The organism is Symmachiella macrocystis (assembly GCF_007860075.1).
GTDB classification, from domain to species: Bacteria; Planctomycetota; Planctomycetia; order Planctomycetales; family Planctomycetaceae; genus Symmachiella; species Symmachiella macrocystis.
This window is the reverse complement of sequence record NZ_SJPP01000001.1, coordinates 1,187,204-1,203,030: the sequence shown is the minus strand read 5'-3', so window position 1 is coordinate 1,203,030 and position 15,827 is coordinate 1,187,204. Positions and strand designations below refer to the sequence as shown.

The window sequence follows — 15,827 nt, the reverse complement described above, 5'->3', positions numbered from 1 at the left end:
GTGGCTGCGGTTGAGGATCTTGGAGCGGAAATCAAACAGTTGAAAATCGAACAGTGATTGCCTGATATGCGGTTCGATATTCTGACGTTGTTTCCCGGTCTGTTTGAGAGCTATTTGCAGCAGAGTCTGCTGAAAAAGGCGATCGACGCGGGGTTGGTGGACATCCAGCGGTGGAACATCCGAGATTGGGCAACCGGTGTTCACAAGTCGGTGGATGACAAGCCATACGGCGGCGGACCGGGGATGTTGATTGCCTGCGAGCCGACGTTTGATTGCGTCGAAGCGGTGCAACAAGCGGCTCCTCAACCGGGTCGGCTGATCATGCTCAGTCCGCAAGGACGGCAGTTGGATCAACAATTGGTATCAGAGTTAGCAGAAGAAGAACGGCTGCTGTTATTGTGCGGCCGCTATGAAGGATTTGACGACAGAATTCGGGAAGGTTTGCAGCCGTTGGAAGTCTCTGCGGGAGATTTCATCTGTAACGGTGGCGAGGTCCCGGCCATGTTGGTGATCGACGCGGTGATTCGTCTGGTCCCCGATGTGCTCGGCGACGAGACCAGCAGCAAATACGATTCGTTTTCCGATTCGGGCCGTCTGGAGTATCCGCAATACACCAGGCCGCGTGAGTTTCGGGGGATGAAAGTTCCCGATGTGTTGTTGAGCGGCAATCATCAGGAGATCGCCCGTTGGCGCGAACAAGAGAGTCTCAAGCGGACTCAAGAACGTCGTAGCGATTTGCTGGACTGAACTGCGAACTAACTAAACGGCAAACAAACTAAATAGACCGTGGACCTGTGGCCAAAACAGACTGGTCTACGGCATTCGATAAGCGAAACGTTAATACTAAGGGATCGAGTCATGGATCAATTGCTCAAAGCCGTCGAAGAATCTAGTTTGCGGGTAGAACCGCTGGAATTTGAAATCGGCGACACCGTGGACGTGCATACGCGGATCCTCGAAGGGGATAAGGAGCGGATTCAAATTTTCAACGGCGTGGTGATCGCCCGTCGCGGTGGCGGCACGCGGGAGACCTTTACGGTTCGCCGCATTGTCGCTGGTGAAGGGGTCGAACGGACCTTCCCAGTACATTCCCCCAAAATCGCCAAGTTGGACGTCCTGCGTCACGGCCGCACCCGCCGAGCCAAGCTGTACTACCTCCGCGATCGTGTAGGTAAAGCGACACGTTTGGCGGAACGTCGTCCCAAGAAAAAGCAATAGTCGTTGTTACAGCTGGGTGTCACTGGCGGCTTGTCCGCCAGTGTAGAAGGTCAAACGCGCATTCACTGCTGGACAAGCCAGCAGTGGCACCCGAGCCTGTGAGCCGCCGCGTAATCAAATGGACTGTTAGAACCCTCGAGCACGCTGGGGGATCGGCATGCGAGGCTGGTGGGCTAGAGCATTCGGAAATCGAGGCGAGCGGCGCGCCGCCCGATATCTGCGCGGCCTGGGCTACACGATCATCGCCCGGCAACACACCAATCGCTACGGCGAAGTCGACATCATTGCACGCGATGGAGACTGTCTGGTTTTCGTCGAAGTGAAGACCCGCAAGAGCACCGCCGCCGGCCATCCCGCCGAAGCGGTTGATCGCACCAAGCAAGGCCAACTGACGCGCGTTGCCTTGGCGTATCTCAAACAGCACGGCCTATTAGAGGCTCGCTCGCGGTTTGATGTGATTGCCATCATCTGGCCCGAAGCAGGCCACACCCCGGACTTGCAGCATTTCCAAAATGCGTTTCCGCCGGTGGGGACGGGGCAGATGTTTTCTTGATCATTTTTAGTTATGTAGGATTTCTGATTCAACGACGTGTGTCTTGTCGGGTTTGAACAGGGCAGTCTCGCGTCCTACACGGGAAGGTGCGTCGCTTCGCACTCTACAACTCAATCATTCGCCGGCGCAGAAGCGGTAATAGATATCGGCCGCTTGCCGCAGTTCATTGATGTTGATCCACTCCGCCTCGGTATGGGCTTGGTTGATTGAACCGGGGCCGCAGACGATGGATGGGACGCCGGAGGCGGCGATGCGTGAGGCGTTTGTGCCGTAGGCGACGCCGACTTTTTTGTGCGGGCCGGCGACTGCTGCGACAGATTCCAGCATACGGTCGGCCAATTCGCCATTGTGCTCATCCGACAACGAGATGCCTGTGATCCAAGGGGGCAGCATTTCGAAGTCGACGTCGATATTTTTGCGGAGATATTCTTCGCAGTCGGCGATCACTGCGGCTCCGTCTTCGCCGGGGATCACGCGACGGTCGATTTCGATTTCGCAACGATCCGGGACGGTGTTCACGCTCAAGCCCCCTTCGATCCGCCCCACGCTAATGGTCGCCGGTCCGCAAAGGGGGTGCGCGGGAATTGCCTGCTTGAGATGCGCGGCGAATGCCTCCAAGCCGGAGAGGACTTGGCCCATTTTGTAGATCGCGTTCACTCCATCGTCGGGACGCGAACTATGACAAGCGCGGCCGGTCGTTCGCAATTTCCAACGGGTCGCCCCGCGATGGGCCACGACAACGTCCAGGTCAGTTGGTTCGGCAACTACAGCGACTTCGGGAGCTGTATTCAGAGAGGAAATTCCCCGCCCCGGCTCGGACCACAGTTTGACCAGATCTTTGACGCCGAGTGCTTCGGCTTCTTCTTCGCAGGAACAGGACATCACGACATTCGCAGCTTCCGCTGGACGTTGGGTGACCAAACGGGCAAATGCGGCAAGCATGGCGGCCATGCCCCCTTTGACATCGCAGGCGCCGCGGCCAAAGAGTTTGTCCTCTTTGATGACTGGTTCGAAGGGCGGAATCGTCATGCCGTCGACCGGCACGGTGTCTTGATGGGCATCCAATAAAATCGTGCGGCGATCGGGTCCGGCGTCATAGCGGGCCAGCAGGTTAAATCGTCCCGGCAGAACCTCAACCTTCTCGGTGGTCACGCCAAGTGTTGCAAACCAATCCTCCAGAAAGGCCGTCATGCGGGCTTCGCCATATTCCGGTCCGGAGACATTACGGCCCATGGGATTAACGCTGGGAATGGCCACGAGTGATTGTAGTAACTCAACGGGGTCGTGCACGGGGAAGCTCCACGCGATTGGGCTTGAGGGGACAGGCGTGAGGGTTGGCCGATTCAAGCTGAGGGGAGGGGGTGATTGATCCTATGTTACGCCCTGCAGTGTCTGGCCACTGGCCACTGGCCACTCGCCACCGGCCACCCTATTAATAGTGCGGTGGGCGTTCCTGGAGGGGGTCGCGTTTTTCCGGTTCTTCCCCGAGTTTGTCGACCTTCGATCCCAGGCGGTCCAGGCTTTTGGTGAGTGTATCGATTTCACTCTGTTGCTCCAGCACGACGGAATTGACCTTTTGAAAGTCCGCTTGCATGTGCATCACCAGGATTTCTAATTCGGTGACGCGGTTGACAAGAGTTGGGTCCGCTGCAGGTGTGGGGTCCGACATGGTCGCTTAGGCTCAGCTAGATGGCAATACGTAACAATCCGTGCAAGTTGTTTCAAAATCCTCTGACGCGACCCACGGATACTGATCTGAAAGTTTGAGAACAAGCGCAACCGGGTTTTTAAAACTGATTCTAGCCTATTCATAACGGTTTTGTCGGCGAAATTCATCCGTCAGTCAGCAAATCGTAGGGTGGCGGACACCGCGCGATGATCGGATAGGTCCCCCGCGAGCACCTCGTAAGCGACGAAAGTTGCGTTCGGAGGGATCAATATCCAGTCGATGATTTGTACGGGGTTGGTCGAGGAATAGGTCATATCGCTTGGGGTGGGGTCCGCGCGTGGTCGCCATTGAAACAGCCCGGACTCTTGTAGAATCTCCATTGCGTTTTCACCGTCGGCGGTTGTTCTCGCGTTCGGAAAACCGGGTGGTGTGGAATTCAAATCACCGGCGACTATTAACGGGACTTCCAACAATTCCGCGACGTCGACAATCGCTTTCGCTCCCCGGACACGATTGATCTCGCGGCGATGCTCCAGGTGGACTGCCAGGACGCGCACGCGCTGTTCATCAGGAAGTTGCAGCGTGGCCACGACGCCGCGTTTGTGACCGACGAGCCAGTCTTCCCAGTCGGCATGTGGTGGCAGGTCGACGACTTGGGCGTCGAGGATCGGATACTTGCTTAAGATCGCGTTGCCGAACTTCCAGCTGCCGTACAGAAAACGAAAATCGAGATTGCGCTGTTCCACGCGATAAGCAAATCCGGCCTCGGCGGCGATGGTGGCAGCTTGGTTTTGGTGTCCGCTCCAAGTGGAGTCGAAGTCGACTTCGTTGAGCACCACGACATTGGCGTTGGTTTTGGCTAGGAACTGAGCGATCTGCTCAATGCGATCGCGCTTGGCTGCGTTGGACTCCTGCCAGTTGTCATCAATCGCGCCGCGACCGTGGGCGATGTTGTAGGTGACAATGCTGAGCAGCCCGGGCAGGGCATCGGCCGGAACTGAGTGTTCGCTGTCACTATAAACGCGGACGCGGCGGCCGGGACTGCGGATGCGGCTGATGATGTACGGTCCGATCACTAGCAGTACGACTAAACCGACGGCGATGAAAAGTCGTCGTCGCCGTGTTCGCGACGGCTGCTGATTCTCGGCAGGTGGCGATTCAGACATGCAGCTCGTGGCATCGGAAAAACGGGGTGATTATCCCGCGCAGTTGGAGTCCTTCTGTCTGTTGCGAATCTCCTTGAACTGTGCTGGGACCAGTCGATACAGGTACCAGAACGAGATCACGACTGCAATCATCATCGCCAGCAACGGCTTGGACATATGGAATAAGAAATTCCCGGTCCACAGTCCGATCATCAATGCTCCCAGGAAGAGGCTGACGCGGACCCAGTCGTTGACCCATTCGTATCGATCGGTGAGGGTAATCTCATATCCGCAATACGAGCAAGATTTTGTCGAAAACTGGACCATCCCACCACACCCGGGACAGCCATGCGAACGCGAGACGGACGTTTTAGCCATGAATTGGTACCTCCAAAAAAAGCATAGCTTGGAGTTGGAGGGGGGGCAAATTTTTTGGGGCGGGTGAGGGCAAGGGAGTTCAAAAGAACTCGTGAATATCACGTGCGCCGTGCAACACACGCGCGATTTCAACTGCGTAGCGACCTGTCGATAGCAGTCGATAATAAATCACATAACTCCCGACAGGAAAACTGCGTAGTCCTGACAACAATTCCTCGCGCGACTCACCAATTAGTGGTTGCCGCACCAACATTTGAAATCGCGCGTCAAATTTGTGGATGACGTTTGACGCAGCTTTGGGGTTGTCGGCGGCAATAAAATCCCAAATTTGGTCCAGATCGGACTGTGCCTGCGGCGAAAGGCGATACCCCCGGCTCATGGCATGTTTTTCTTGGCGGCAAGCCGTTCCAAACCGCGGCGTTGGATGTCATCGAAGAACTTGCGATGCTCGGCTGCGTCGTTGATTGAAATGGCTTGACCATGATCTAGTTGGTCAAGTCCAGCTTGGATGTCATTCCGGAGGAGGTCAAGTTTCTCCTCGCGTTCCTTCAGTAGTCGCAGTCCTTCAGAAATTGCCTCATCTCGCGAGCGGAACTTGCCGCTGGCGACTTCGCGTTCGACAAACTCTTCCAATTCGGGGGGGATTGTTGTTGCCATCGTCATCACACTCATTTTGGGCTTCGTAAACAGGTGTCTTGACCGCACACCGGTATCTACTCCATCGTAGGGCTCACACGCCGTCGGAGCAACAGAAATTCAAGTCAGCTTGTGGCTGTTCCATGAGTCTGTAAGAACCTCTCCAAACGCGACAAGTCGGTTTATTAACGCTGCACCAAACGTATCCCCCGCCTACGATACAACACTTTGAGATCCTCACGCGACCACTGTTCGCGACCGTCGTCGATGCCGGGGTCGCCCATGTCGACGTTTCCGTTGTCGGCGAAACGATAAAACAGTGCTGCATGCATTTCGCCCGGCGTCCAGCCATACTCTTCGGTGTAAACCGGATCGACGGTTGCGCCGCGGGGGATGCCGACCGTGAGAATCACAGGACCAGGCTCGCGATCACGCAAAGCAGTTTCGCCGCCAGCGAAGACTTCGACATCCCAATCGGTGCCGGCGGTCTTGAGTTTGAGGCCCCGATACAATCCCTGCCACAGCGTGCCGTTGCGGGTGAGGCACAGTTCGGCCATCTCTTGTTCGTTGGTTTCGATGCCGACTGCTTTGAGGATTGTCGCTGCGCAGGCCGCGCTGCAAGAGATCTTTGAGGTCTGCATGCAGACGCCGTTACGCCACATGTCATGACACGTGGGTGGCGAGCCCCAAATGGGTTGAACAACGGCGAAGACGCCCACTCCCAATAATATGGTTGTATAAACGCTGCGGCGCATGACACCGCCGGGCAGTTTCCGCCAGACCGTTCCGGCCAGAAGCGCACAGGCGGGCAAGAACCAATTTCCCAATACGATCAAGTTGGAGAAGGGCAGCAGTCGCGCCAACAATACGCTGTCATCCAACCAGACAATATAGATGCCGATCGCGCACACCGTTGCCAGCGCCAAAAACGTCACGCGCTTGGTTGTTGCTGATCGGGTTGTCCGCAGTCCCAAGAAAAATAGTGCAATGGAGATCGCAACGAGGATCGCCAACCCCGAGTAGATGTCGGTCATCGCGCAATGACCTTTCAGATACTTGAGAAGTGAAGATGTAATCTGTGATTGAATCGTACACTTCTCAAACCTGCGGAACAACAGGAAGTTCGCGCAGGGTCAATTTGTAAATTCTGTTGATGTCCCTCTCGCCGCGAACTTTCCGGCGTTTCTCCGTGTCGTGTCGAACCGGGCTGTTATACTCGTGTGCAGTGGAAGTTGGCACGTTTGGGAGATGAAATTATGAATAACTCGCAGTTGCGGCGGATCGGGGTACCGGATTTTTGTATCAAGTCGGCGCTGGCGGCGGTGCAGGTGTTGGCCAAACAACGCGGCGTCCGTGGTGGGGCAATGAAAAAGCAGATGCGCGCGGTGTTGGCGGCGCCTGAGGATTTTGTGGAGGACGTTGACCTTGGGGAGTTCGCGCGCGACATCATCGAGGATCGTGAGTTCACGCGACCGGAGCCGATTGAGTATCGTACCTGGGGGAGCGACATCGATGCGGGTGCGCATCATCAGATGCGGCAGTCCTGTTCGTTGCCGATGGCGGTCGGCGGGGCGCTGATGCCCGATGCGCATATCGGTTACGGTCTGCCGATTGGCGGGGTGTTGGCGCTGGACAATGCGGTCGTGCCGTATGCGGTGGGGGTGGACATCGCTTGCCGTATGAAACTCTCGGTGCTCGACCTGCCGGTGGCGGCGCTGGATGAAGAGTTTCATCGCTGCAAGCACGCCATCGAGGGGGGGACGCGGTTCGGCGTGGGCTCCACGCACCAGCGGCCGCAACAGCATGATGTGATGGACGAAGATTGGACGGTCTGTCGCGTGACCCGCGAAAACAAGGATAAAGCCTGGAGGCAACTCGGGACGTCCGGTTCGGGGAATCACTTCGTCGAGTTCGGCGTGTTTACGCTCGACGTGCGCGATGAGGAATTGGGTCTGGATGCGGGGGAATACGTCGCGCTGCTCAGCCATAGCGGGAGCCGTGGGGCGGGGGCGTCGGTCTGCAATGTTTATAGCAGCATCGCTCGCAAGCGTTTGCCGAAGCGTTACGAAGATGTGCAACGCTTGGCGTGGCTGGACATGGATTCCGAGGCGGGGCAGGAGTACTGGGCGGCAATGAACCTGATGGGCGAATACGCCGCTGCCAACCATGCGGTCATCCACCGGCTCGTCTCGGACCTGTTGGGAGCTGCGGTGATTGCCGGGGTGGAGAACCACCACAACTTTGCCTGGAAGGAGATGCACGGCGGCAAGGAGTTGATTGTACATCGCAAGGGAGCGACGCCGGCGGGGGCGGGTGTGTTGGGTGTGATTCCCGGTTCGATGGCCGATCCGGCCTACGTCGTCCGCGGCAAAGGGCACCCGGAAAGTTTCGACTCCGCCAGCCACGGCGCCGGCCGCCGCATGTCGCGGACGCAAGCGAAGGACATGTACAACTTCAAAGCGGTGAAGAAGGACTTGGCGGCCAAGGGGATCACCATCCTCTCCGCCGGCGCCGACGAAGTTCCCGGCGTGTACAAAAACATCGACGACGTGATGCGCGAGCAGCAAGACTTGGTCGATATTGTGGCGCGGTTTGATCCGAAGATTGTGAAGATGTGCGGCGATGGGAGTCGGGCGGAGGATTGAACCTTGTTTGGGGGCCGCCGAGGGAAATCTTCTTGTTATCGGAGCGTGAAAAACAGAGAATCAGAGCAGCGTCTTGTCAGCCGAAACCCTGTTTTAGGGGCGTATATCACCGTCGTGCAGATCTCACTGGCCACAATTCCGAACGCGCTCGAAGCTCGCTGCGGGCTTCCGCGTCCCGATTGGCGTACGATTTTCGATTGGGTCGATGCGAACGTGAGTGGCGATGCGGACCTCAATGAGGTGTTCACGCAGTTGGCGCGCGATTGGTTGGATGCGTTGATTGAAGTGTTGCCGTCCGGTTACACGCGCAGTGAAACGCCCGAATTCATGGTGCTCTCTAGCGGCGACTCGCCGTCGGCGGAACGCCTGCTTGACTGTTGTGAGTCCGCTCGGCGAATCATTCTCGATAGTCTGGCAGACGTTGCACGTGAAGAAGGCTACGGCAAATATGTACTGTTCGCCTTTGCGAACGCGGGTACCTACTACGATTACGTTGCTGATTTTTATCCGGACGAAGGGGAATTCGGGTTATCCGGCGGCATGTTTCTCGATCATGGATATGGCCACATGGCTATGTGCATGGCACCTGCAGGCGATCCTGAGCGCACTATTGCTCATGAAATGACGCACGCACTTCTGCGTCACTTGCCGTTGCCGCTCTGGCTGAACGAGGGGGTGACGCAGGTCATCGAAGACATCGTTGTGGGCGGTTCTTATTTCATAGTCGACCGCGAAACGATGCGCATGCATCGCGACTACTGGAACGCGGAGACGATGGATGCGTTTTGGTCGGGCGAGTCGTTCCATTCGCCCGACGAGGGCCAGGAGCTAAGCTATCATCTTGCGCAGATACTTTTTCGTAACCTGATGTCCGACTACCCGGAACAGATTTCGCGTTTTTTGAATTCGGCCAACTATTCCGATGCCAGCCATGCAGCATTGGTTGAGACATGCGGCGTTTCACTGTGCGATCGCGTCGCGCAGTTCTTGGGTAAGGGGGCGTGGGCTCCCCGTACGGATTATGCGATGATCGACACATGAAACACCCACCACCGTCCCTTGCCCCCGGCTGGGGCGCGCAGCGACAAGATGTTTTTGCCATGTGTGTTTGCTTGGTTCAGGAACGCGGATCGCACAGCTTCTTGTGCCTGCCGCACTAGGCCGGTTCGCGGCCAGACGATCGGCATGTGATTCGCCATGAAACTAACACCCACTTCGACTGATCCTTTGAAGGACGTTCTTACCGTCAGCGTCGCCTTCTTAGTTTTAATGTTCGGCTTTCTATTTAGCGCCGGAGCTGAAGCATTTTATGGTGTCAAACAGCCGATATTCGAAATAGTCGGCGGCACTGTCCTAGGTAGCGGCGTCGCGGTCTGCCTTTATAAACTGGTTCTTTACCTTCGACGATCGAAACTGAACAAACTTTCTGTCGCTTTAGTAACCATGATCGTTCTGTTTGATGTAGCCGCAATTCCTTTTGGTATATGGATCAATCATTAGGCATACGCATCCCCACATGGTGTCATTGACTTGCGTGATTTGTGGTAGCACATTTACATTGAAAACCGTGCAGGGCAGCCCGGTCGGTACGGCCGGGTTGAGTACTGAGACACGTTGCGAAAATCGTGAGAGCCCGTTCATTGGAATGCCGAAATGCCGAACTTTCCTCGCAACAAATCAGCCTCCAATGGCTACTTCAAAATTGCCGCTGCCAGCTTGGCTACCTTCGTGGTCTTGCTTAACGGGTCGTGTTTCGCCGACGACGAAATGCCGCCGCCCACATTGACGAACGTTTCCTACGGTCCGCACAAACGCAACGTGTTCGACTTCTGGCAGGCGAAATCGGACGCGCCGACGCCGTTGGCGATTTACTTTCATGGCGGCGGATTCGGTGTCTTCGACAAAAGCAAAATTGTCAAGAAATGGCCGGTGACGGTCAGAGCGTTGCTGGATGCGAAGATTTCTGTGGCGGCGGCGAACTATCGGCTGATCCAGCACAAACCGCTGCCGGCCGCGTTTCACGATAGCCGGCGGGCGGTTCAGTTTCTGCGCACAAAAGCGGCGGACTGGAGCATCGACGCTTCACGAGTCTCCGCTTGGGGTGGTTCCGCCGGGGCTCAAATCGCCATGTATCTAGCCTTTCATGAAGAGATGGCCGACCCGCACAGCGACGATCCCGTGGAGCGGCAATCTACCCGGTTGACGTGCGTGGCGACGCGGGATGGGCAAACCAGCCGGGACTACCAATGGTGGGTCGATCACATTCCGGAGTACGACAAACCGCATCGTGATTTCCACGCCATGTTCGGCGTCGAGACCCGCGAAGAGTTTCTCAAGCGAATGGTCGACGTTTCGGCGCTCTCGCTGATCACGAAAGACGATCCGCCCATCTACATGCATTATGCGATGACTCCGAATGCCCCGGTGCCGGTCCCCACGCCAGGCAACCCGCGTGCCGCAATCAGTTTCCAGGGCCATCATGTCGTGTTCGGTTTGGAACTAAAGAAGAATATGGACGAACTCGGCGTCGAAGCCAATTTGGACTATCCCGGATCAAAGTCGCCGTATCGCTCGGTTGAGCAGTTTTTCATTGCGAAGCTCAAGGGAAACTAATCGCGAATGAATTCGAGATGATGAAGACCCGGGTCGCGTAGCGACAAGACGTTTGTGCCGAGCGCGTGGGATTGTTCACGGTGCGATGGCGGCGCGGCGACTTGTGCCTACGGCACCGGGTCGCTTCGCGGTCGCTCCACCCAGCGCAAGTGGTTGATGGTGAAAAGGTTGAGGTTCTGAGCGAGGTTCATATTCCCGTATTTGGCTTCACGCTGTAAACTCCGCTTCTCTCCTTCTCATCTCTCGCGAAACCCCCATGCGCATCCTACTAGCGGTCATCCTGACGTTGAGTGTTGCGGGGTGTGGCACAATGGCCAACCTTGAGGGGCAGCAGTACGCATTCCTTTCCCCACCTGGATTTAAGCCAGTTCGTGTTTATGGTGGCGTGCGGAATGACTTTGATTGGGTCTACGCAGGCTTCAACGATTCCGAAACGGACGGTGATGCCCAAGACAATTCTGACCGCCTGTCTACCCAAATTTTGGAGGATCCAATCAGCGTTGCCGGCGGTATGACGGCGCTCGGTTACTTTGCTGTGGTCGACCCGGTGCTGTCGTTCGTCGCCGATACCATAACCCTTCCGTACGTCATCGGAGTGCTGCAAGAGTCGGCGGATGAATCGAGCGTCGATGTCGCACAGCATCCACAAATTGAATCCGATCCGTGACTGCCGCCAGCCCACAACTGCACGATCCCGGTTGAGTGGAAGCTGGAATGGGGGCGACTTGTGAGCTTGCTTTCAAGAGGATTGAATTGTTGGGGGGGCTGGTTTTCTGAGATGGGTCTGCTCCAGCTCCTTGGCATTGCTTGTGTCCTGGTGAGCTGTCGAGTGAAACGCAGTCAATGCAGGTTTCTGGGTCATCTTAGATTCAGGGAGATACGGCCTCCCATTGCGGGCTTGCCGTTAGCTTTTATCTCATAACGGTTTACGGGGGATGCGCATCGTGTGAATGCATCGGTTTATTCGATGCGTTGTGCTCAAACTATCTATTTGACGAATCCCATGTTCCTGCCTATAAGTTAATAGTACTAAAATCCCGTCCAAGCCGCCCCAGCTGTCTTGGAGGAGGACGGTATCGGAACCAAATAGACAGAGTGACATTGTTTTCTCAGAGCGGCAGTGAGCGAAATCATTGTGATTAGACGTGCCGGTCAATCGGGATCTCTCGGAGGCAGCCTGTGTCGTTTGAGACGAGATTGCGCTGTTGAGCCAACCGCGCGTCATAATTCTGTGCGCACACGCACGCCGGATGACGCGTCAGCGACTTTTTTATGTTTCCAGGAAATTCATTCTCCAGCTTTCTCTGGGTGTTCTGGCACAATTTAATCGGTACGAGGCGCGATGATGAGCGGTGATGAGCGGGCAGAGAAGATTGCAGGGGGAGCCTGGATCCTTGAGCAGTTTACACACAGCAACCCAGTTCACGAACGGAATGCTGCGCGACGCGTGTTGAGCGAAGTGATGCGTGCTTGGCCGGGTGACGTACATCGTTTGTGGTGGAAGTGGTTCAACGAAGCTGCCAAAAGCCTGGGCCTTCGGGCTCGAACGCTTGATTGTACGGTTGAGGAAGCGCTGTCGCTGGTTGAGGATGGTGCGCGGCTGGTCACATACCGTGATGAGCCGAAGTCGGAATGGTTGGCGGTGCTGGGGAAGAGCCGACGGCGCATTCAGATGGCTTCCGCTGCGCAGACCGTGCAAGAAAAACGCATCTCTGTGCGATCGCTGAAACGCTCTCTGACATCACTTGCCAAGGATGGGAAAATACGATGCATCGTCTTGGAACCGCAAACCGGCGAACATCCCAACGGGGGGGCACACATTGCACCGCTGGATCGGCTGCGACATTTGATGTTGCCGGAGTGGTCCGACCTTTGGATTGTGTTGGTGTTCGCTTTTGTGGTCGGCTTGCTCATGCTGGCGACACCCATTGCGATTGAAGCCCTGGTGAATACGGTTGCCTTCGGCCGGTTTCTGCAGCCTGTGGTCGTTTTGGCTTTGATCCTGTTTACCTTTCTTGGATTCCTGGCGGCGGTGCGCGCTCTGCAGACATACGTCGTCGAGATCATTCAAAGACGATTGTTTGCACGGGTGGCAGCGGACTTGGCGTATCGTCTGCCGCGTGTCGAAGCGGAAGCGACGGATGGACATTATATCCCGGAACTGGTCAATCGTTTTTTTGACATCGTTACGGTTCAAAAGGTGGCGGCTCAACTGCTGCTAGACGGCCTGGGATTAATATTGACGGCGGTCATCGGCATGGCCGTCCTGGCTTTTTATCATCCATGGTTGCTCGGTTTTGACATTGTGCTTCTGGCTTCCATTGCTTTCATTATTCTCGTGCTCGGTCGTGGTGCGGTTGCTAGTTCTGTGAAGGAGTCGAAACACAAATACTATATGGCTGCTTGGTTGGAAGACATCGCGCGCTGTCCGAGCACCTTCCGCAACGACGGAGGGACTGAGTTTGCATTGGAGCGGGCCGATCGATTCATTCACGAATATCTGTCAGCCAGGAAATCTCACTTTCGTATTTTGATGCGGCAGATTTTGTTTGCCTTGGGCCTGCAGGCCGTCGCCAGCACGGTGTTGCTCGGAATCGGGGGTTGGCTGGTAATCAACAACGAGCTGACGCTGGGGCAACTTGTGGCGGCGGAACTGATTGTCACGATGATTGTGGGAGCATTTGCAAAACTAGGCAAACACATGGAGAGTTTTTATGACCTGTTGGCCTCGGTCGACAAGTTGGGCGTGCTGTTTGATCTGCCGATCGAACGTCAAAGTGGTATGTTGGGTGTTGGACAACAGGGGCCGATCGACGTCCATCTGAATGCCGTTTCGTATGCGTGGCCGGGTCGACCTGCAGTCGTTGATTCTGTCTCTTTTAAAATTCCCCCGGCAACAAGTCTGGGAATCTTTGGTCCTTCAAATAGCGGAAAGAGTACGCTGGTCGACCTGATCGGTGGGCTAAGGTCTCCCACGGCGGGGCACTTAACGCTGGATGGATTCGATCCCAGTGACCTGCGTCCCGATGTCTTTAGAGAACGAGTGGCGATCGTTCGCAATAACGAGGTTTTCCATGCCACAATCGATGAAAACGTGCATCTCCATCGTGAAGATGTTTCATCGAACGATGTCCGTGAGACACTCCAACACCTCGGCCTGCTTGAGCCAATCCTAGAGCTTGACGAAAGCCGAGAAACCGCAATGAGCAGCAGTGGCTCTCCGCTGACTGAAAATCAATGCCGCCGGTTGACAATCGCACGGGCGGTTGTGGGGCGCCCGGGACTCTTGTTGATTGACGGCGTATTGGACGCGCTTCCTGATGAAGAGCTTGAGTTGGTTTTGGATTTCCTGTTAGCCCCGGAGCAGCCCTGGACCATCATTATTGCCACAGGGCGTGAGTCGCTCGCGCGGCGTTGCATGAATCGCATCGATCTGAAGTCACAGTCATCGCCGATTAAATCTTGAATTGGACCTTTGAATGCCCGTCACGACAGTTACGCCTGATACAAAACCGAAGCAATCACGCCGAATGCTTGCGCCAGCAGCCTACAGCGAAACGGCTATGCCGTCATTGCGGCTTGCGCGCTCTTCGCGATTGGCCCGTCGGTTGGGGAAATTCCTGTTGGTTTTCATGGTCATGGGATTCATCCTCATTGCGTTCGCGCCATGGCAGCAGTCCGTGAAGGGCACCGGTGGTGTGATTGCTTATGCGACGGACGAGCGACAACAAACACTGGAAGCTCCTATTAAGGGGCGAATTGCTCGTCTGGGCGAAGGGGTTTTTGAGAATGCCTTCGTCAAAAAAGGGCAACTCATCGCCGAAATTACTGACATTGATCCCTCCTACCTAGCTCGGCTTGAGGATCAATTGGCGGCCTCCCAAAATCAGGTCAAAGCAGAGGCACAAATGTTGCAGGCTAGCCGCAACAACCTGCAAGCAGCACACACGATCGTCAAATCGTATGAGTCTCAGGTCAAAACCTATGAACAAGTGAAGGCTCAAGTCGTGGCGGCTGCAGACGCAGCGGTGAAGTCGGCGGAAAACAAGGTCGACGCTGAGCTTCAACAACTTGAGGAACATAAAGCGGCGCAATCGCAACTTGAGTTAAACTTCAAACGACAAAAGACGTTGTATGAAGAAAACATAGTGTCAGAACTTAAGTATCAAGAGGCTGATCGTAAGCTGAAAGAGACTCAAGCCAAAGTTGCCAAGACGGAACAATACATCAATTCCGCTAGGAACGAACTTGCCCAGAAACGAAGTGAGCGGAAGGCGAAAGAACAGAAGGCACAGGCTGACATTGATTACGCAAATGCGACCCTTCGTAAGGCGACTGGCGACGTGGCTAAAGCGGAAAGCGATGTGGCCAAAGCCCAATCGAGTCTGAACAAGGCTCAAAAAGATCTGCTTGAGACAGAAACGAAAGTCGCACGTCAGAGAAGCCAATCTGTGATGGCGCCGTTTGACGGGTTTGTCACACAAATTACTCCCAATCAAGGAAGTCAGGTCCTTAAGGCGGGGGATCCGATTTGTCGCATCGTCCCTGAGACAGCGGATCGCGCTGTGCAAATTTGGCTCGACGGCAACGACACGCCCTTAGTGGAACCTGGCCGACATGTTCGATTGCAATTTGAAGGTTGGCCGGCTGTGCAGTTTGCGGGCTGGCCGTCGGTTGCTGTTGGAACATTTGGCGGTGAAGTCGTTTCCGTCGACGCCACGGACGACGGCAAGGGGCGGTTTCGCATCTTGGTTCGTCCTGATCAAACCGATCGGCCTTGGCCTGGTGATCGTTATCTGCGTCAAGGCGTGCGAGCCAACGGTTGGGTGCTGTTGAATCAAGTGCCGCTGTGGTACGAAATTTGGCGGAATATGAATGGCTTCCCACCGGTGGTTTCTATTGAGGAGCCTAAGAAGAAAGATAAAAAGCCTCCTTTGCCCAAATCTTGAGCTACGTCACATTCAACGGTC

At 55.6% G+C, this 15,827-nt stretch carries 18 protein-coding genes; 10 read left to right on the top strand and 8 right to left on the bottom strand.

The genetic code is table 11. The features are described from left to right. Positions 1-66: 66 nt before the first annotated feature. The 3 genes from trmD (at position 67) to CA54_RS04635 (ending at position 1,771) form a co-directional block, all read left to right on the top strand. Positions 67-747: a tRNA (guanosine(37)-N1)-methyltransferase TrmD gene (trmD, locus tag CA54_RS04645; RefSeq protein ID WP_146369679.1), complete on the top strand. Its 681-nt coding sequence runs from the start codon at positions 67-69 to the stop codon at positions 745-747. 111 nt (positions 748-858) lie between these two features. Continuing rightward, entirely contained in the window at positions 859-1,218 is a 360-nt protein-coding gene (gene rplS / locus CA54_RS04640; protein ID WP_146369678.1) for a 50S ribosomal protein L19, read from the top strand. 157 nt (positions 1,219-1,375) lie between these two features. After that, entirely contained in the window at positions 1,376-1,771 is a 396-nt protein-coding gene (locus CA54_RS04635; RefSeq protein WP_146369677.1) for a YraN family protein, read from the top strand. A gap of 114 nt (positions 1,772-1,885) precedes the next feature. Here CA54_RS04635 and CA54_RS04630 read toward each other — a convergent pair whose 3' ends face one another. The 7 genes from CA54_RS04630 to CA54_RS04600 form a co-directional block, all read right to left on the bottom strand. Beyond that, the gene (locus CA54_RS04630) at positions 1,886-3,061 is read right to left on the bottom strand and encodes a M20 family metallopeptidase (RefSeq protein WP_231962962.1); all 1,176 of its coding nucleotides are present in this window, start codon (positions 3,059-3,061) and stop codon (positions 1,886-1,888) included. A gap of 142 nt (positions 3,062-3,203) precedes the next feature. Then, positions 3,204-3,440, bottom strand: a complete 237-nt coding sequence (locus tag CA54_RS04625; RefSeq protein ID WP_146369676.1) for a SlyX family protein — start codon at positions 3,438-3,440, stop codon at positions 3,204-3,206. 170 nt (positions 3,441-3,610) lie between these two features. Beyond that, a complete protein-coding gene (locus CA54_RS04620; protein WP_146369675.1) occupies positions 3,611-4,606 on the bottom strand; it encodes an endonuclease/exonuclease/phosphatase family protein in 996 nt (331 codons plus the stop codon). Positions 4,607-4,636: 30 nt separating this feature from the next. Further along, positions 4,637-4,963 (bottom strand): hypothetical protein, encoded by a 327-nt coding sequence (locus CA54_RS04615; RefSeq protein ID WP_146369674.1) that lies wholly within the window; start codon positions 4,961-4,963, stop codon positions 4,637-4,639. A 79-nt stretch (positions 4,964-5,042) separates the two neighbouring features. Continuing rightward, the gene (locus CA54_RS04610; protein ID WP_146369673.1) at positions 5,043-5,342 is read right to left on the bottom strand and encodes a type II toxin-antitoxin system RelE/ParE family toxin; all 300 of its coding nucleotides are present in this window, start codon (positions 5,340-5,342) and stop codon (positions 5,043-5,045) included. Continuing rightward, positions 5,339-5,620 carry a type II toxin-antitoxin system ParD family antitoxin gene (locus tag CA54_RS04605; RefSeq protein WP_197532205.1) on the bottom strand — a complete coding sequence of 94 codons (282 nt, stop codon included), beginning with the start codon at positions 5,618-5,620 and terminating at the stop codon, positions 5,339-5,341. The genes CA54_RS04610 and CA54_RS04605 overlap by 4 nt, the downstream gene beginning before the upstream one ends. A 164-nt stretch (positions 5,621-5,784) precedes the next feature. Further along, the gene (locus CA54_RS04600; RefSeq protein WP_146369672.1) at positions 5,785-6,633 is read right to left on the bottom strand and encodes a hypothetical protein; all 849 of its coding nucleotides are present in this window, start codon (positions 6,631-6,633) and stop codon (positions 5,785-5,787) included. Positions 6,634-6,855: 222 nt separating this feature from the next. Between CA54_RS04600 and CA54_RS04595 the strand changes: the two genes are divergently transcribed. Together CA54_RS04595 and CA54_RS04590 are read left to right on the top strand one after the other, a co-directional pair. Then, complete coding sequence (locus tag CA54_RS04595; RefSeq protein WP_146369671.1) at positions 6,856-8,244, top strand: RtcB family protein; 1,389 nt, start codon at positions 6,856-6,858, stop codon at positions 8,242-8,244. A 114-nt stretch (positions 8,245-8,358) separates the two neighbouring features. Continuing rightward, positions 8,359-9,285, top strand: coding sequence for a hypothetical protein (locus CA54_RS04590; RefSeq protein ID WP_197532204.1), 927 nt, complete (start codon positions 8,359-8,361; stop codon positions 9,283-9,285). On the opposite strand, the gene CA54_RS04585 is transcribed toward CA54_RS04590, so the two are convergent. After that, complete coding sequence (locus CA54_RS04585) at positions 9,264-9,443, bottom strand: hypothetical protein (protein ID WP_146369670.1); 180 nt, start codon at positions 9,441-9,443, stop codon at positions 9,264-9,266. The genes CA54_RS04590 and CA54_RS04585 overlap by 22 nt on opposite strands. On the opposite strand from CA54_RS04585, the gene CA54_RS04580 reads away from it, so the two are divergent. The 5 genes from CA54_RS04580 to CA54_RS04560 all read left to right on the top strand — a co-directional run bounded on the left by CA54_RS04580 (position 9,442) and on the right by CA54_RS04560 (position 15,806). Next, on the top strand, positions 9,442-9,744 hold the full coding sequence (locus CA54_RS04580) for a hypothetical protein (protein ID WP_146369669.1): 303 nt from the start codon (positions 9,442-9,444) through the stop codon (positions 9,742-9,744). The two genes, CA54_RS04585 and CA54_RS04580, sit on opposite strands and share 2 nt — an antisense overlap. A 153-nt stretch (positions 9,745-9,897) precedes the next feature. After that, on the top strand, positions 9,898-10,857 hold the full coding sequence (locus tag CA54_RS04575) for an alpha/beta hydrolase (RefSeq protein ID WP_146369668.1): 960 nt from the start codon (positions 9,898-9,900) through the stop codon (positions 10,855-10,857). A 256-nt stretch (positions 10,858-11,113) separates the two neighbouring features. Next, positions 11,114-11,524 (top strand): YceK/YidQ family lipoprotein, encoded by a 411-nt coding sequence (locus tag CA54_RS04570; RefSeq protein ID WP_146369667.1) that lies wholly within the window; start codon positions 11,114-11,116, stop codon positions 11,522-11,524. A 675-nt stretch (positions 11,525-12,199) separates the two neighbouring features. Continuing rightward, positions 12,200-14,323: a peptidase domain-containing ABC transporter gene (locus tag CA54_RS04565; protein ID WP_146369666.1), complete on the top strand. Its 2,124-nt coding sequence runs from the start codon at positions 12,200-12,202 to the stop codon at positions 14,321-14,323. A 64-nt stretch (positions 14,324-14,387) separates the two neighbouring features. Then, positions 14,388-15,806 carry an HlyD family secretion protein gene (locus CA54_RS04560; RefSeq protein WP_146369665.1) on the top strand — a complete coding sequence of 473 codons (1,419 nt, stop codon included), beginning with the start codon at positions 14,388-14,390 and terminating at the stop codon, positions 15,804-15,806. Positions 15,807-15,827: the final 21 nt, after the last annotated feature.

Coding starts and splice junctions, on each gene's coding strand:
- CA54_RS04600 (WP_146369672.1), bottom strand. CDS start 6,633: ATGACCGACATCTACTCGGGGTTGGCGATCCTCGTTGCGATCTCCATT.
- CA54_RS04585 (WP_146369670.1), bottom strand. CDS start 9,443: ATGGCGAATCACATGCCGATCGTCTGGCCGCGAACCGGCCTAGTGCGG.
- CA54_RS04615 (WP_146369674.1), bottom strand. CDS start 4,963: ATGGCTAAAACGTCCGTCTCGCGTTCGCATGGCTGTCCCGGGTGTGGT.
- CA54_RS04580 (WP_146369669.1), top strand. CDS start 9,442: ATGAAACTAACACCCACTTCGACTGATCCTTTGAAGGACGTTCTTACC.
- CA54_RS04570 (WP_146369667.1), top strand. CDS start 11,114: ATGCGCATCCTACTAGCGGTCATCCTGACGTTGAGTGTTGCGGGGTGT.
- CA54_RS04575 (WP_146369668.1), top strand. CDS start 9,898: ATGCCGAACTTTCCTCGCAACAAATCAGCCTCCAATGGCTACTTCAAA.
- CA54_RS04565 (WP_146369666.1), top strand. CDS start 12,200: ATGATGAGCGGTGATGAGCGGGCAGAGAAGATTGCAGGGGGAGCCTGG.
- CA54_RS04560 (WP_146369665.1), top strand. CDS start 14,388: ATGCTTGCGCCAGCAGCCTACAGCGAAACGGCTATGCCGTCATTGCGG.
- CA54_RS04625 (WP_146369676.1), bottom strand. CDS start 3,440: ATGTCGGACCCCACACCTGCAGCGGACCCAACTCTTGTCAACCGCGTC.
- CA54_RS04620 (WP_146369675.1), bottom strand. CDS start 4,606: ATGTCTGAATCGCCACCTGCCGAGAATCAGCAGCCGTCGCGAACACGG.
- CA54_RS04595 (WP_146369671.1), top strand. CDS start 6,856: ATGAATAACTCGCAGTTGCGGCGGATCGGGGTACCGGATTTTTGTATC.
- trmD (WP_146369679.1), top strand. CDS start 67: ATGCGGTTCGATATTCTGACGTTGTTTCCCGGTCTGTTTGAGAGCTAT.
- CA54_RS04610 (WP_146369673.1), bottom strand. CDS start 5,342: ATGAGCCGGGGGTATCGCCTTTCGCCGCAGGCACAGTCCGATCTGGAC.
- CA54_RS04605 (WP_197532205.1), bottom strand. CDS start 5,620: ATGGCAACAACAATCCCCCCCGAATTGGAAGAGTTTGTCGAACGCGAA.
- rplS (WP_146369678.1), top strand. CDS start 859: ATGGATCAATTGCTCAAAGCCGTCGAAGAATCTAGTTTGCGGGTAGAA.
- CA54_RS04635 (WP_146369677.1), top strand. CDS start 1,376: ATGCGAGGCTGGTGGGCTAGAGCATTCGGAAATCGAGGCGAGCGGCGC.